Origin of the sequence: Leptotrichia wadei, assembly GCF_007990545.2 — a bacterium.
GTDB classification, from domain to species: Bacteria; Fusobacteriota; Fusobacteriia; order Fusobacteriales; family Leptotrichiaceae; genus Leptotrichia; species Leptotrichia wadei.
Map to the genome: position 1 here is coordinate 1929007 of NZ_AP019829.2, position 16277 is coordinate 1945283.

13 protein-coding genes, 1 tRNA gene and 1 other annotated feature are annotated in these 16277 nt (G+C 31.4%); all 14 genes read right to left on the reverse strand.

Annotated elements, in window-relative coordinates; genetic code table 11:
- Positions 1–15 precede the first annotated feature (15 nt).
- The gene (gene rpoD / locus FVE73_RS08830) at positions 16–1194 is read right to left on the reverse strand and encodes an RNA polymerase sigma factor RpoD (RefSeq protein WP_018498753.1); all 1179 of its coding nucleotides are present in this window, start codon (positions 1192–1194) and stop codon (positions 16–18) included.
- Positions 1187–3025: a DNA primase gene (dnaG, locus tag FVE73_RS08835; protein WP_018498754.1), complete on the reverse strand. Its 1839-nt coding sequence runs from the start codon at positions 3023–3025 to the stop codon at positions 1187–1189. Before dnaG ends, rpoD begins: the two co-directional genes overlap by 8 nt.
- A 93-nt stretch (positions 3026–3118) precedes the next feature.
- Positions 3119–3325, reverse strand: coding sequence for a DNA-directed RNA polymerase subunit omega (locus tag FVE73_RS08840; protein WP_018498755.1), 207 nt, complete (start codon positions 3323–3325; stop codon positions 3119–3121).
- A 41-nt stretch (positions 3326–3366) separates the two neighbouring features.
- Positions 3367–3912, reverse strand: a complete 546-nt coding sequence (gene gmk, locus FVE73_RS08845; protein ID WP_018498756.1) for a guanylate kinase — start codon at positions 3910–3912, stop codon at positions 3367–3369.
- A 282-nt stretch (positions 3913–4194) separates the two neighbouring features.
- On the reverse strand, positions 4195–8226 hold the full coding sequence (rpoC, locus tag FVE73_RS08850) for a DNA-directed RNA polymerase subunit beta' (protein WP_018498757.1): 4032 nt from the start codon (positions 8224–8226) through the stop codon (positions 4195–4197).
- 132 nt (positions 8227–8358) lie between these two features.
- On the reverse strand, positions 8359–11805 hold the full coding sequence (gene rpoB, locus FVE73_RS08855) for a DNA-directed RNA polymerase subunit beta (protein WP_018498758.1): 3447 nt from the start codon (positions 11803–11805) through the stop codon (positions 8359–8361).
- A 477-nt stretch (positions 11806–12282) separates the two neighbouring features.
- Positions 12283–12651: a 50S ribosomal protein L7/L12 gene (gene rplL, locus FVE73_RS08860; RefSeq protein WP_018498759.1), complete on the reverse strand. Its 369-nt coding sequence runs from the start codon at positions 12649–12651 to the stop codon at positions 12283–12285.
- 75 nt (positions 12652–12726) lie between these two features.
- Positions 12727–13233, reverse strand: coding sequence for a 50S ribosomal protein L10 (gene rplJ, locus FVE73_RS08865; protein WP_018498760.1), 507 nt, complete (start codon positions 13231–13233; stop codon positions 12727–12729).
- Between the two features lie 11 nt (positions 13234–13244).
- Positions 13245–13411, reverse strand: a sequence feature (ribosomal protein L10 leader region).
- Between the two features lie 149 nt (positions 13412–13560).
- Positions 13561–14268 (reverse strand): 50S ribosomal protein L1, encoded by a 708-nt coding sequence (rplA, locus tag FVE73_RS08870; RefSeq protein ID WP_018498761.1) that lies wholly within the window; start codon positions 14266–14268, stop codon positions 13561–13563.
- Between the two features lie 94 nt (positions 14269–14362).
- On the reverse strand, positions 14363–14788 hold the full coding sequence (gene rplK, locus FVE73_RS08875; RefSeq protein WP_018498762.1) for a 50S ribosomal protein L11: 426 nt from the start codon (positions 14786–14788) through the stop codon (positions 14363–14365).
- 116 nt (positions 14789–14904) lie between these two features.
- The gene (gene nusG / locus FVE73_RS08880; RefSeq protein WP_018498763.1) at positions 14905–15531 is read right to left on the reverse strand and encodes a transcription termination/antitermination protein NusG; all 627 of its coding nucleotides are present in this window, start codon (positions 15529–15531) and stop codon (positions 14905–14907) included.
- A 1-nt stretch (position 15532) separates the two neighbouring features.
- Entirely contained in the window at positions 15533–15748 is a 216-nt protein-coding gene (gene secE / locus FVE73_RS08885; protein ID WP_018498764.1) for a preprotein translocase subunit SecE, read from the reverse strand.
- Positions 15749–15910: 162 nt separating this feature from the next.
- Positions 15911–15986, reverse strand: a tRNA-Trp gene (locus FVE73_RS08890).
- Between the two features lie 16 nt (positions 15987–16002).
- On the reverse strand, positions 16003–16152 hold the full coding sequence (gene rpmG, locus FVE73_RS08895) for a 50S ribosomal protein L33 (RefSeq protein WP_006807173.1): 150 nt from the start codon (positions 16150–16152) through the stop codon (positions 16003–16005).
- Positions 16153–16277 lie beyond the last annotated feature (125 nt).

Genomic DNA, 16277 nt, shown 5'->3' on the forward strand with positions numbered 1-16277 from the left:
AGCTAAATAACAACTTTAGCTCCTATAATCTTCTAGTTTTTTTCTTCTACTCGGATGTCTTAATTTTCTTAATGCTTTTACCTCAATCTGTCTGATACGTTCTCTTGTTACATTAAAAATTTTACCTACTTCTTCCAAAGTCTTTTGAGAACCATCATCCAGTCCATATCTATATCTAAGTACCATCTCTTCCCGCTCATTTAATGTTTTCAGCACATCATTAAGCTGTTCCTTTAAAAGAACTCTCGTTGTTGCATCATAAGGATTTGAAAATTTGTCATCTTCTACAAAATCTCCCAGTTCACTGTCTTCTTCACTTCCAACTGGTGTTTCCAGCGAGATTGGATCTTGATTCATTTCAAGAATACTTTTTACTTTTTCTACAGGTAATTCAAGTTTTGTAGCCAGCTCTTCTGCAGTCGGCTCTTTTCCAGTTTCCTGAAGAATTATTCTACTCTCCTTTTTGATTTTATTAATCGTTTCAATCATATGAACAGGTATTCTTATTGTTCTTCCTTGATCTGCAATCGCACGTGTTATAGCTTGTCTAATCCACCAAGTTGCATAAGTTGAAAATTTAAACCCTTTCTCATATTCAAATTTTTCCACAGCCTTCATAAGACCCATATTCCCTTCTTGAATTAAATCCAACATTTTCAACCCACGATTAGTATGTTTTTTTGCAATACTGACAACAAGTCTTAAATTTGACTCAATCAATTTTTGTTTAGCTTCCTCTTCGCCATTTAAAACCCTCTGAGCATAATCAATTTCTTCTTCATAGCTAAGTAGTGGAATCTGACCAATTTCTCTCAAATACATCTTTATCGGCTCATCCACATCCATACTTTCTGCCATTTTCAATAGATCTGTCTGCAATAACTTATCCACTTCCGAATCGTCAATTTCATTCTCAACAAACTCATCATGTGAATCTTCAAAATCTGATAATTCCATTTTCTCAATTTCTTCCATGGAATCAGGAATTTTTAATAAATCTTCTTTTTCTTTTATAGTATCTACGATTTGAACACCGTCATCAGTCAATTTTTTTATTAGCTGATCAATTTTTTCAGTCGAAAATCCAATAGATAAAACAGAATTTATTTCTTCGTAACTTACAACTTTTTGCTCTCGTGCCTGTTTTATAAAATTTGCGAGACTATTTTTTAAATTTTGTTTTTTATCAGACATAACCCAGTCTCCTTATCAATATAAATTCATCATATAATTTCTTTATTTCATCAATTTTATTAATATTTTTTATTTTTAACAACAATTTTCTTAACTCAATTTTTTTTATTTTATTATTTTCCTCTTCTGACTTTTTACTTTCTTCTCTTATTTCACGCTCAAACCATCCAGAATAAACTTCCATAAAATATCTATCTTTAAAATAGCTATCCTTGTACTTAATATCCTTATCAGCTTGTAATTTCAACTGTGTTACAATTTCCCTGCTTTCTTCATTAATACCATTTTTTTCAAGCCGTACTATATCAAAATTTACAAGTTTCAATTTTTCTATTAACTCATTAAACAATGAATGGCTAAATTTCTTATTTAACAATTCTTCACATCTTTTCCTTTCAGAATCATAAAATTCTAGAATGTACATAAGCGTCTGCTCTTCCAATTCAATATTCAAGTCTTCCTTTAATTTTTTATACTGAACTTTTTGACTTCCATAATTTTTTCTTTTTTTTCTTCTTAAAGTTTCACTTGATATATTTTTTAACGATTCTTCCAATACAAATTCATTGATTCCAAAATTGACCGATAATCGTTGTAAATATAAGTTTTTACTAAGATTATTTGTAATATTTGAAAAAAATGGCTTTAATCTTTCAATAAAATTTTTTTCACCATTTATATTATTCAGATCAAGATCCTTTGAAATTTCCTTCGTTAAAAAGTCAAAAATCTCTTCCGATTTTTTTACAACTTCTATAAAAGACTTTTTACCATTTTTTCTCAAAAACTCATCAGGATCCTTCTCACTCCCATCCATAACTAGGCATTTTACATCAAAATCATATCTTTTCAAAATATACCCAGCTTTTATAACTGCACTTTTTCCTGCTTCATCATTATCATATGAAATCAATACCTTATCTGTATATCTTCTTAAAAGTTCTGCCTGCTCTTCAGTAAATGCTGTTCCAAGACTTGCTACTGCATTTTCAAACCCATTTTTCTGGGCTGTCAGCACATCAAGATAACCTTCCATCAGCATCGCAAAACCTTTTTTCCTAATATTTTCCCCTCGATATTTTATCCCAAAAAGCTCATTTCCTTTTTTAAAAATAGGTGAATCTGGAGAATTTAAATATTTAGGCAAGTTAGTATTTTTCTCAATTATCCGTCCTCCGAATCCAACGATTTGGGCATCTGCATTATAAATTGGAAAGGTTACTCTATTTCTGAAACTGTCATAGATTTCTCCGTTTTCATTTCTTTTGACAAGTCCCAGTTCCATTATTTTTTCTTCTGGAAAATCCTTTTTTAGTAAATATTGAAATAAATCATCTCGTGAACTTGAAGCAAATCCAATTCCAAACTTTTTTACTTCCTCCAGCGAAAAATCCCGTTCCTTCATATATTCCAACGCTTCATTATGCTTTTCAATATTTTCTTTAAAAAATACTTGAGCTTCCTTCATTATTTCAAAATATTCTCTATTCACAGTCTTTTTCTTTTCAATTTCCTGATTAACCGTTTCATATCTCCTATTTTTTTTTAATGGAATATTATATTTCTGTGATAATTCCTCCACTGCTTGAACAAATCCAATGTCATTAATTTTCATATAAAATGAAATTACATTTCCACCAATTTGAGTACTGAAATCTTTAAAAATATTTTTTACTGGACTGACTGTGAAGGAAGGAGTTTTTTCTTCCTTAAAAGGAGAAAGCCCCTTATAATCTGAACCTGCCTTTTTCAAATTAACATATTCACCAATCACTTGAACAATGTCCAGATTGTCAATTAACTTTTGTATTTCTTTTTTACTGTAAAACATTATTTTTTCCTCCGCAAAACAGTCATAAAAAAATACTTACACTATTAGTATAATTTATTTTTTTAAATAGTCAATACTTTTTAAATAAATTTTTTAAATTTCTTCATTTTTTTCATCATTTTCTCTAATAATTACTACTTCATCTTCCATAATGTCCTTAAAAACTTCATCCATTATTTCTGATTTTGGTTTTCCTTCAGCAAATTCTTTTTTTGCAATTTTTCCTGAAATAATTGCAAGTTCGTATTTATTAGGTACTTTAGTCAATAATTCATCTATTGTTATTTTTTCTTTTTTCATTTTCTATAATTTCTCCTGTTATTTTAGAATTTATATTAACTTTAGGAATTAATAATATTTATTAATTCTTTACAAGATTCCTCAATGTCATTATTTATTATTGTATAATCATATTTTTTTTCATATTCCATCTCTCTTAGTGCATTCTTTAAACGTGTCTGAATAACTTCCTCTGTGTCAGTATTTCTATTGCGAAGCCTTTTTTCAAGTGTTTCCATATCTTTTGTACGAAAAAACACCAAAACAGCATCATTTTTCTTTTTCTTCGCAATTAATGCACCTTGAACATCAATTTCCAAAATTACATTTAACCCTTTATTCAAGTTGCTTTCCACAACTTCCTTTAATGTTCCATAATAATTGCCGTGAACATTTGCATATTCATAAAATTCATCATTTTTTATTTTTTGTTCAAAAGTTTCCTTAGTTAAAAAGAAGTAATCTTTTCCGTCGATTTCTCCATTTCTTGGCTTGCGAGTTGTAGCTGATATTGATAATGGGATATTTAATCTATCTTTTACTAATTTTGTGACTGTTGATTTTCCTGAGCCTGAAGGCCCTGAGACAATAAATAGTTTTCCTTTCATTAAAAGACCACCTTTATTTTTAAGCGAACAAGGGGAAATTCATATTTATAAATCCCCCTATTCATCCAATTTATTTTTCCTTTTTTTAATTATATACTATCTTCTATTTAACAGTATATTTTTTTGACAAGAATCTGAAAATTCTTACTAATTAACTAAACTATAATTTTTATTTTTTTATAAAATTTAGTATTTAATATTTTTTATCTTTGAATTAGTAACTGACAAATTGATTTAATTTAAAAAAATTTTTGCCAGCCACTCCACTTAATTCAATTTTTATTAAACTTCTGTTCCTTCTGTACTTTCTATAGTTTCTACAAATTCATTTTCTTCATCTGTATTAACTTCTACATCCACTTCAGATTCTTCTATAATATCACTTTTCAAAGTTGCATCCAAATATTTATAATCTTTGAAACCAGTACCTCCTGGTATTTTCTTACCAATAATTACATTTTCCTTAAGCCCTTCAAGTCTGTCTGTTTTTCCTTCAACTGCAGCATTTGCAAGAACCTTTGTTGTTTCTTGGAATGATGATGCAGAAATAAAACTTTCTGTGTTTACTGCTGCTTTTGTAATACCTTGTATTACAGGTTCATAAGTTGCAGGACGTTTTCCATTTGCAATAAGTTTTTCATTTTCACGTTCCACGATTTTCTTATCAACTAATTCATCTTCAAGGAATAATGAATCTCCAGCTTCCTTAATCTTAATTTTTTGGAACATTTGTTTTACAATTATTTCAATATGCTTGTCATTAACTGCAACTCCTTGTTCACGATAAACTTGTTGTACAGACTCAAGTATAAATTGCTGTGCTTCCACAAGCCCTTTAATTTTTAAAATATCATGAGGTGAAACCGGTCCATCAGTAATTTTTGCACCTTTTTCAATTAACATTTCATTTGTTACAACCAGATGTTCTCCAACTGGAACTGTATATTCCTGAATTAATTCCCCTGTTTCAGGATCTTCCACAAGAATTAGACGCATTCCTTTTTTCTTTTTATCCGAAAATACAATTCTTCCAGATACTTCTGACAATATTGCTTTTCCTTTAGGATTTCTTGCCTCAAACAATTCCTGTACACGTGGAAGACCTCCAGTAATATCCTTGTTTCCTTCCCCTGTTTTCAAAATTTTTGTTATAGTTTGACCTTTTTTAACAGTATCTCCTTCATTTACCATCAAATATGCACCGTATGGAACTGCATATTCCACTTTTCTGCCATCATCTGTATAAATGATAATTCTAGGGTTTACATCATTACTTTCAACTGGTTTAATTGCAATTTTTTCAGTAACACCGTATTTAACATCAATATTTTCTTTCACATAAATATCTCTAAATTCTACTTTACCTTCTTCAGATGTGATAATCGGTGTTTGATAAGGATCAAATTCAACAAGCACCTGTCCTTTTTTAACTGTATCTCCATCCTTTACATGTAAAGTCGAACCAGACTGAATTTCATATCTATGTTTTCCAATTATCAGACGTCCATTTTGTGAGACAACGATTTCTTTTCCTTCTTCATTTACAAGTGTTTCAATATTTCTAAACTTAACTTTTCCAGAAACATCCGCTTTATAGTCAGATTGGACTGATGCTGCTGTGGCAACCCCTCCAGTGTGGAAAGTACGCATTGTAAGCTGTGTACCAGGTTCTCCAATTGATTGAGCCGCAATTACTCCAACTGCTTCTCCTTTCAAAATTTCCTTATGATTGGACAAATCAAGTCCATAACATTTTCTACAAACACCTTTTTCCAACTTACAAGTTAGAGGTGTTCTGATTTCCACTTCACGAATTTCCAATTCTTCGATTTTCTTAATCAATTCATCATTAATCAAAGTATTTCTAGTTGCGATAACTTCTCCGTTATGAACTAAATCTTTTGCAAGTGTTCTACCATAAATTCTTTCACTTAATTTTTCAATAACTTCCCCAGCGTCCATCAAATCCGATACGACAATTCCGTGTTCACATCCGCAGTCATCGTGATTTACAATAACTTCGTGCGAAATATCAACCAGTCTTCTTGTCAAATATCCTGAATCCGCCGTTCTTAATGCAGTATCCGCAAGTCCTTTTCTTGCTCCATGCGATGACATAAAGAATTCCAATATGTTAAGTCCTTCTCTAAAGTTCGCTTTAATCGGCATTTCAATAATTCTACCTTGTGTATCCGCCATAAGTCCACGCATTCCACCTAATTGACGCATCTGTGCAATTGACCCTCTGGCTCCTGAATTTGCCATCATATAAACTGGATTAAATTCATCTAGATTATCCATCATATCCTTTGTCACTTTTTCAGTCGCTTCTGCCCAGATACTTACTGTTTTTCTATATCTTTCTTCATTAATAATTTCTCCAGCTTTATATTGCTTTTCAACTTCTGCCACACTTTTTTCAGCATTTTCTAGTATTTCTTTTTTAGTTTCAGGAATTTTCAAATCTTCAATTCCAACTGTAATTCCAGCAAGCGTACCATAATGGTATCCAAATTCTTTAATATCATCCAGTAATTTTGAAGTTTTTTCGAATCCATATCTCTTATAAAGTTCAGCAATCAAATTTTTCAATTCTTTTTTACCAAATGTAATTCCATAATTTCTAACTTCTTTTGGCAAGATCAAATTAAACATTAATCTTCCAGGTGTTGTTTCAATAAGGTTACCATCTACCCTAACTTTTACTACAGCATGAACCGATACTTTTCCACTTTGGTAAGCAGTGATTAATTGATTTCTGCTAGAAAATAATTTCCCTTCTCCTTTTGAACCTTTTTTCTCTTTTGTCATATAATAACAACCCATTACCATATCTTGCGATGGAACTGCTATCGGTCCACCATTTGATGGAGCTATAATATTATTTGTAGCAAGCATAAGTAATTTTGCTTCCATTTGTGCTTCTTGCGACAATACCAAGTGAACTGCCATTTGGTCACCATCAAAATCCGCATTAAATGCAGAACATACAAGCGGATGAAGCCTAATTGCTTTTCCTTCTATCAAAATTGGCTCAAATGCTTGAATTGAAAGTCTATGCAATGTCGGAGCACGATTTAAAAGTACTGGGTGATTTTTAATAATTTCCTCAATCAATTCCCATACGTTTTCATCTTCTTCTTCAACCATTTTCTTAGCAACTTTAATATTTGAAGCCAATTCCCTTTTTACAAGCTCTCTCATCAAGAATGGCTTATACAGCTCAAGTGCCATTTTTTTAGGAAGTCCACATTGATTCATTTTCAGACTTGGTCCAACGACAATAACCGATCTTCCTGAATAATCCACACGTTTCCCCAATAAATTTTGTCTAAAACGTCCTTGTTTCCCTTTTAACATATCAGAAAGTGATTTTAATTCTCTGTTGCTTTGATTAACAACTGGCTTTCCACGTCTACCATTATCAATTAACGCATCCACAGCTTCCTGCAACATTCTCTTTTCATTTTTTATGACAATTTCAGGTGCTTTTATTGACATCAATTTTTTAAGTCTGATATTTCTGTTGATTACTCTTCTATACAAATCATTCAAGTCAGAAGTAGCAAATCTTCCACCATCTAACTGAACCATCGGTCTTAAATCAGCTGGAATAACTGGCAACACAGTTAAAATCATCCATTCAGGTCTATTTCCGGCTTCTATCAGATCTCTTACTACTTTTAATCTTTTTATAACTTTTCTTCTTTTTTGTGTAGAGTGTTCTGTATCCATTTCATTTTGAAGTTTAACTTCCAATTCATGCAAATCAATTTCTTCAAGTAAAGCTAAAACTCCTTCAGCACCCATTTTCGCTGTAAACTCTCCTTTAAATTGACTTTCATGCAATTTGTATTCTCTTTCTGTTAAAATTTGTCCTTTTTCAAGCTCAGTTTCTCCAGGATCAGTTACGATATATCTTGAAAAATACAAAACTGATTCCAATTCCTTCGTACTAATTCCCAACAAAAGGCTCATTTTATTAGGCGTACCTTTAGAATACCAAATATGTGCAATTGGTGTTGCAAGTTTAATGTGTCCCATTCTTTCACGTCTAACCTTTGAAGTTGTCACTTCAACACCACATTTTTCACACACCATACCTTTGTAACGCATTCTCTTATATTTCCCGCAGGCACACTCATAGTCCTTAGACGGTCCAAATATTCTCTCACAGAATAATCCGTCCATTTCAGGTTTTAAAGTTCTATAATTTATTGTTTCGGCTTTTGTAATCTCACCATACGACCATTCCAAAATCTTTTCTGGTGATGCCAATTTTATTTGAATACTGTCAAAATCTCTTATACTCATTCGTTAAGAGCCTCCTCAATTCTTTATTCCACTTTTTTTGAAAAGTAAAGCGGGAAAACTTTTTTGTATTTTATTTTTTTACTAAGAACTAAAATTTATATACAAAACTTCTGTTTTCAAAAACAATTTTCACTAAGCATCTACATTTTTATCTAATTCAATTTGTTTTCCATCTTTATCGTAAAGAGCCACATCTAGTCCAAGTGACTGGAATTCTTTAATTAATACTCTAAATGATTCCGGAGCGTCTGCTTCTGGCATTTCTTGTCCTTTTACGATGGCTTCATAAGTTTTTGTTCTTCCGCTGATGTCATCTGATTTAACTGTAAGCATTTCTTGAAGGATATTTGACGCACCGTAGGCTTCCAATGCCCAAACTTCCATTTCTCCAAGTCTTTGTCCACCAAACTGAGCTTTTCCTCCAAGTGGCTGTTGTGTTACTAATGAATATGGTCCAATAGCTCTGGCATGCATTTTGTCTTCTACCAAGTGGTGAAGTTTTAACATATACATTCTTCCAACTGTCACAGGATTGTCAAAAGGTTTTCCTGTTCTTCCGTCAATTAATTTTACTTTACCAGTTCTACTGTACCCAGCTTCTTCCAAGTAATTTTTTACATCTTCTTCACTTGCCCCATCAAATACTGGCGTTGCAATATATTTATTAATATCTCCAATTGCAAGTCCCAAGTGAACCTCTAATACCTGCCCGATATTCATACGAGATGGCACCCCAAGTGGATTAAGGCAGACATCAATTGGTGTTCCGTCTTCCAAATGTGGCATATCTTCAATTGGCAACACTCTTGAGATTACCCCTTTATTTCCATGACGTCCAGACATTTTATCCCCAACCATTATTTTCCTTTTTTCAGCGATGTAAATTCTGATTAATTTGTTTACTCCAGCCTTCAAGTCATCTCCATTTTCCTTAGATAACTCAAGTACATCCACAACAGTCCCTTTCACTCCGTGTGGAAGTCTAAGTGATGTATCTCTTACATCTTTTGCCTTTTCCCCAAAGATTGCACGTAATAATTTTTCTTCTGCTGGCGGTTCAGTTTCTCCTTTAGGAGTTACTTTTCCGACAAGAATATCATCAGGAGTTACGTGTGCTCCAATTCTTATAATTCCATTTTCATCAAGGTTTCTCAAGGCTTCTTCAGAAACATTAGGAATTTCCCTTGTAATTTCCTCATCACCTAATTTTGTTGTTCTTGCTTCAATGTCAAATTCTTCAATATGGATTGAAGTAAATACATCATCTTTTCTAAGTCTTTCTGAAATAAGGATTCCATCTTCAAAATTATATCCTTCCCAAGGCATAAATGCTAGCAGGATATTTTTACCTAATGCTAAATCTCCACCTGCAGTAGATGGTCCATCTGCAATAATATCTCCCTTTTGAACTTTATCTCCCAAATCAATGATTGGTTTTTGATGTAAACACATTGACTGGTTAGATTTTTCAAAGTTTAATAATCTATGAGAATATTCTTTCCCATCTTCATCAGTTACAATAATCTTTCTTGCATCTACAAAAGTTACAGTTCCAGTTGCCTTTGAAGTAATAACTGCCCCTGAATCCACGGCAACTTTTCTTTCAAGTCCAGTTCCAACATAAGGTGCTTCTGTTTTTAATAAAGGCACCGCTTGACGTTGCATATTTGATCCCATTAACGCACGATTGGCATCATCGTGTTCCAAAAATGGAATTAATCCTGCTGAAACAGACACTAATTGTTTTGGCGAAACGTCTAGAATATCAACTTTAGATTTATCAATATGCACAATTTCATCTCCATAACGGCAAACAACTTCATCAGTCAAGAAGTTTCCATCCTTGTCAATTGGAGTATCGGCTTGGGCGATAAATAATCCTTCTTCTTCATCAGCCGCTAAATATCTAATATCATTAAAATCAGCTTTTCCATCATTTATTTTTACAAACGGAGTTTCAATAAATCCATATTTATTAACTTTTCCATAAGTTGAAAGTGAAGCAATAAGTCCGATATTTGGTCCTTCTGGAGTTTCTATTGGACAAATTCTTCCATAATGCGAGTTATGAACGTCCCGAACCTCAAATCCTGCTCTGTCTCTTGAAAGTCCTCCAGGTCCTAACGCTGAAATTCTTCTCTTATGAGTTAATTCCGACAATGGATTTGACTGATCCATAAATTGTGACAACTGTCCACTTCCGAAAAATTCAAGAATTAATGCATTTAACGGTTTCGTATTTAATAAACTTTGTGGAGTTAATGTTGTAATATCTTGAATAGTCATTTTTTCTCTGACCATTTTAGACATTTTAAGCATTCCACCTTTTATTTGGATGGAAAGCAGTTCTCCAACACCTCTTACACGTCTATTTGACAAATTGTCAATATCATCTGTAAATCCTTCTCCACTTACAAGATTTTTCACATATTCAATAGTTTGCAAAACATCTTCCTTTGTCAATACAATCACATCTGCTGGAACATCTAACTTTAATCTTTTATTAACTTTATATCTTCCAACATCTGCCAAATCATATCTTTGCGGATTAAAGAACATCTGCTTAACAAGCGATCTGGCACTGTCAACAGTTACTAAATCCCCTGGACGCAATTTTCTAAATACTTCTATAACTGCCTCATCACTATTTTTAGTACTATCGTGTACTAAAGCATTTGCAATTATCCTGTCTTCAGGTTTTACTTCCCAAATACTTAACTTTTCTACTTTAGCATCTATTATTCTTTGAATAACAGGCATATCAATAATTTCTTCAGCTTCTGCAACAAATTCTCCAGTTTCTTCATCCAAAATATCTTCTCTTACAAAACTTCCTTCGAGTCTTGAACGTAAAATTTCCTCCAGTTCAGTATCGCTATATTTTGAATAAAATTCTGATAATTCTGCTTCCTTTGGCTCAAAAAACTCATTCATAATTTCTTCATTGCTGTGGAAAAAATCAACTGCTTTAAGGAAAACAGGTAACAAAACTTTCTTTCTTCTATCAATTTTTACATTTAAAATATCATTCTTGTCAGTTTCAAATTCAAGCCATGTTCCTTTATAAGGAATAATTTTCCCAATAAACACATCTTTTCCCGTTTGAATATTCAATTCCTTGTTAAAAGTAATTCCTGGTGATCTGTGTAATTGGGAAATAACGACTCTTTCTGCACCATTTATAATAAATGTTGCCTTATCAGTCATAAGCGGTATATCTCCAAAATGAACTAATGTTTCTTGAATTTCTCCTGTTCTTTTATTAGTTAATTTTAATCTAACTTTTAATTGACCAGAATACGTTTTACCTCTTTTTTTACATTCTAATTCATCATTTAAAGGCTCATCATTATCGTGAATTTCATACCATAAGTATTCTAACTTTAATAATCCATTACTGGATTCAATTGGAAAAATTTCATTAAAGATCGCTTCAAACCCTTTATTTTCTCTTTTTTGAGGTGGTACTTTTGTCTGCAAAAAATCTTCATAAGAATTTATTTGAAATTCTAAAAAGTGTGGCATCTCTCCTCTATCTACTATTCTTCCGAAACTATATCTTTCAATAAGTTTGTTCATTTAAAAAATTCCTCCCTATAAAGAACACATTTTTCTTTAATTCAAATCAAAAATTAAACTTTCATAAACTTTTAAATTTAAACTTCATCTAAAAATGTTCTCATAATTTCGATTTGTTATTTTAATAAAATTACATTTATCATATTATAAAAAACTAAAAAATAGACTAAAAATACTTCGGTTTTAAACATTCGAACCTCTATATTTAGTCTTAGAGTTATTATACCAAAACTACTTTTTCTAATTTAATTATTTGAAATAATCAAATTTATCTAAAAAACAATCTATTTTTTCAATGTCCATATTCTTATACAAGTAGCTTTACCATATTATAATTATGAATTTGTTTTGATTTATTTTCATTTCTAAAAATTAATACAAAAAAGAATAAATTGTCTATCAATTTTAAAGTTTTATAGTGGAAAAAGACACTCTCTACAACGTTTAAGAGTGTCTTCACTATTGATTTGATTTTGACTATTTAACTTCTACAGTTGCTCCTGCCGCTTCTAATTTACCTTTAATTTCTTCAGCTTCTTCTTTAGATGCTCCTTCTTTAACTGCTTTTCCTCCAGCTTCAACTAATTCTTTAGCTTCTTTAAGTCCTAATCCTGTAATTGCTCTTACTTCTTTAATTACTGCTAATTTAGCTCCACCTGCAGATACTAAGATTACGTCAAATTCAGTTTTTTCTTCAGCTGCTCCACCTGCTGCTGCACCTCCTGCAACTGCTACTGGCTGAGCTGATACTCCAAATGTTTCTTCAATAGCTTCAACTACTTCTTTTAATTCTAATACAGACATAGCTTTTAAGTCTTCTATAAATTGTTCTTTATTAAATGCCATTATTTTATTTCCTCCTATTTTTTTAATTGATTTATTTTTTATTATTTTATTTCGTTAATATTTCTATTTAAATGGTTATTCAGCCGCTGCTCCAGTTCCTTTTTGTTCTGCAACATTTGTTAATGCCACAGCCAACATTCTAACTGGCGACAACAATCCATAAGCAATTTGACCAAGTAATTCATCTCTAGACGGTAATTTAGCCAATGCTTCAACAGTAGATACTTCAACTCTTTCAGTTTCTACTAATCCACCTTTAATTATTAATTTATCTTTTAATTTTTTCCCAAAATCAAAAACTAATTTAGATGGTGCAACTCCATCTTCATATCCTACTGCAAATGATGTAGTTCCTTCCAACAAATCATCAACATTTGTATCAAATCCTGCTTCCTTCAACGCTATTTTAAACAATCTGTTTTTAGCAACAAAATATTCTACTCCTGCTTCCCTAGCATTTTTACGAAGTTCAGTATCTTCATTAACACTAATTCCTTTATAATCAACAAATACTACAGCTTTAGCGTCTTTTAATTTTTCAACTAAACCTTTAACAACTTCTAATTTTTCTTGTGCTGGCAACTCATTTCACCTCCTTATAATAAAAACCTCTGAAACAAAAACAATAAGCCCAGAGGTATCATACTATATGAAATATCTATTATTTAATTTTAATATCTATTTTTAATAATATTTACCTCGGTAGGGTTTAAAGAATTTTCATTCTACCTACTGTCTTTGGTTATATTTATTATATATGATCTAAATATCATAAACTAATATTTATTATTATACAACAACTTTTGCAAAATTGCAAGTATATTTTAAAAATTTCTATTAATTTTCATATTTTTTTAAATTACCGAACAGAAAAAACCACTCGGTAATTTATATTATTAAGATTATTCACTATTTAGCAACAAATGCTCCAGCTAATAATGGATCAATTTTGATTCCAGGTCCCATAGTTAGTGAGATTGCAACTGTTCTTAAATATTGTCCTTTTGAACTAGCTGGTTTTAATTTGATAATTTGATCTAATGCTACTTTGAAATTTTCTACGATAGCTTCTTTTGTAAAGTCAACTTTACCAATTGGTAAGTGAATTGATCCTAATTTATCAACTTTAAAGGCAACTTTTCCTTTTTTAAATTCTTGAACTGTTTGTTCAATATTTGTTGTAACTGTTCCTGATTTAGGGTTAGGCATTAATCCTTTGGTTCCTAAAATTCTTCCTAATCTTCCTAATTTAGGCATCATATCAGGTGTAGCAATTACTAAGTCAAAATCAAGCCATCCACCTTGGATTTTGTTAATATATTCGTCATCTCCAGCAAAATCTGCTCCTGCTGCTAATGCCTTATCAATATTTTCTCCACTTGTAATAGCTAAGATTCTTACTGTTTTACCTGTTCCGTTTGGTAATGAAACTGTACTTCTTACTTGTTGATCAGCATGTCTTGGATCTACTCCCAATCTAATTGCTAATTCTACTGTTTCCACAAATTTTGCACTTTTAGTTTCAAAAACTAAATCCAATGCTTCTTCTGGTGTGTAAACTTTCATTTTATCTACTTTTTGAGAAATGTTATCGTATCTTTTTCCTCTTTTTGCCATTTATTATTTCCTCCTCTGTGGTCATTGGTTTTATAACCTTCCACTTGTTCTAATAATCGTTTAATTCTTTATTTCTTATATTTTATATATTTAATTATTCAGAAATTTTAATTCCCATACTTCTTGCAGTCCCTGCAATAATGTTCATAGCTGCTTCAACACTTCCAGCATTTAAGTCTGGCATTTTAGTTTCTGCAATTTCTTGTAATTGAGCTTTAGTTATAGTCCCGGCAACTTCTTTTAATGAATTTCCAGCACCTTTTTTAACTTTAGCTGCTTTTTTCAACAAGTCTGATGCAGGTGGTGTTTTTAATACAAATGTAAAACTTCTATCTGCATAAACAGTAATTTCTACTGGAATTACAAATCCCATTTTATCTTGTGTTTGAGCGTTGAATGATTTACAAAATTCTGCAATGTTTACCCCATGTTGTCCTAATGCAGGTCCTACTGGTGGTGCAGGATTTGCTTTCCCCGCTTCTAATTGTAATTTAATCTTCCCGATTACTTCTTTAGCCATTTATTATTTCCTCCTCTGTGGTAATTGAATTTTTAAAATCTCCCACTTTTTCTTTCAAATTAAAATTTCGCTAATTGTTATTCTTTAATAATACTTTTCTTTAAAATAATATCTTTTTAATAATCTATTTTTTCTATTTCAGTATGCTCTACTTCCACAGGAGTCAAACGCCCCAATACTTCAAGCATTACTTTTATTTTACCATGTTCATGGTCAATTTCTGAAATTTCTCCCTGTTGCCCATCAAATGAACCACCTTTAACAGCAACAACTTCACCAACTTTAAAATTAATATCAAGTCTTGGGGGTTTTTCTTCTCCATCAATATCAATTCCAATTTTAGAAAGTAAATCTGCAGCTTCTTTATCAGACAACGGTATCGGATCACTTCCAACTCCGACAAATCCAGTAACTCCGTTAGTATTTCTTATTACATACCAAGCATCACTGTCAACACGATATCCTAGTCCCAATTCATTTTCTTCCCTAACAGAAAGCATTTCTATCATTACATAGCTTGGGAAAAGTTTTCTTGGAACCTTTACCATTTTTCCACGTTTTTCCTCCAGTACCTCTTCTTCAGGCACCAAAATTCTAAAAACTCTATCTGTTAAGTCAAGTGACTCTATTCTTTTTTCCAAATCAGCAGCCACTTTTTTTTCATAACCAGAATAAGTGTGAATTATATACCATTTTTTTTCGTATGCAACTTCATCTTCAACTTTTTCTTTTGCTCCAGTCACTTTACGCGCCTCCTAAAATATTTCTTAAAACTTCACTTATTTTTGCCAACACAAAATTAAATGCCGTATCAAAAAGAAGTGTATATATAGCTATAAAAGCTGTCATCAAGATCACGATTACAGTAACGTGATAAACTTCAATTTTATCTGGCCAGTATATTTTTTTATATTCCTCACGTAAATTTCTGATAGCATCTTCTAAATTAAATTTACTCATAATTATCTCCTAGAATTATCCAAGAATTTTAACTAAAAAAACCAAATTCTCCCACTTTAATAAAGAAATTTAATTTAAAAAATCAAATAGTTTTTATAAAACTATACGTGAAATCAAATTCATAACTAATTCCTTTATTAAAAAAACTCTCATAAAATAAAATGGCAGGCCAGGCAGGAATCGAACCCGCAACTTTCGGTTTTGGAGACCGACGCTCTACCAATTGAACTACTGACCTATCTATTTTTATGAGATTATTTAACTTCTCTGTAAAGAGAATGTCTTTTAAGCACTGGATTATATTTTCTCATCTCTAATCTTTCAGGATGAGTTTTTTTATTTTTAGTTGTTACATAATGTCTCAACTTAGTTTCAGTGCACTCTAAAATAACTTGTACTCTCATTGTTTCTATCCCTCCCAATAAAATATTGGTATTACCAGAATAAACTAGCTCATTTATAATACCATACTCTATAGCTTTTGTCAACACTATTTTCTTCGTTTTTTTTAAATTTCTGCTATTTTTTT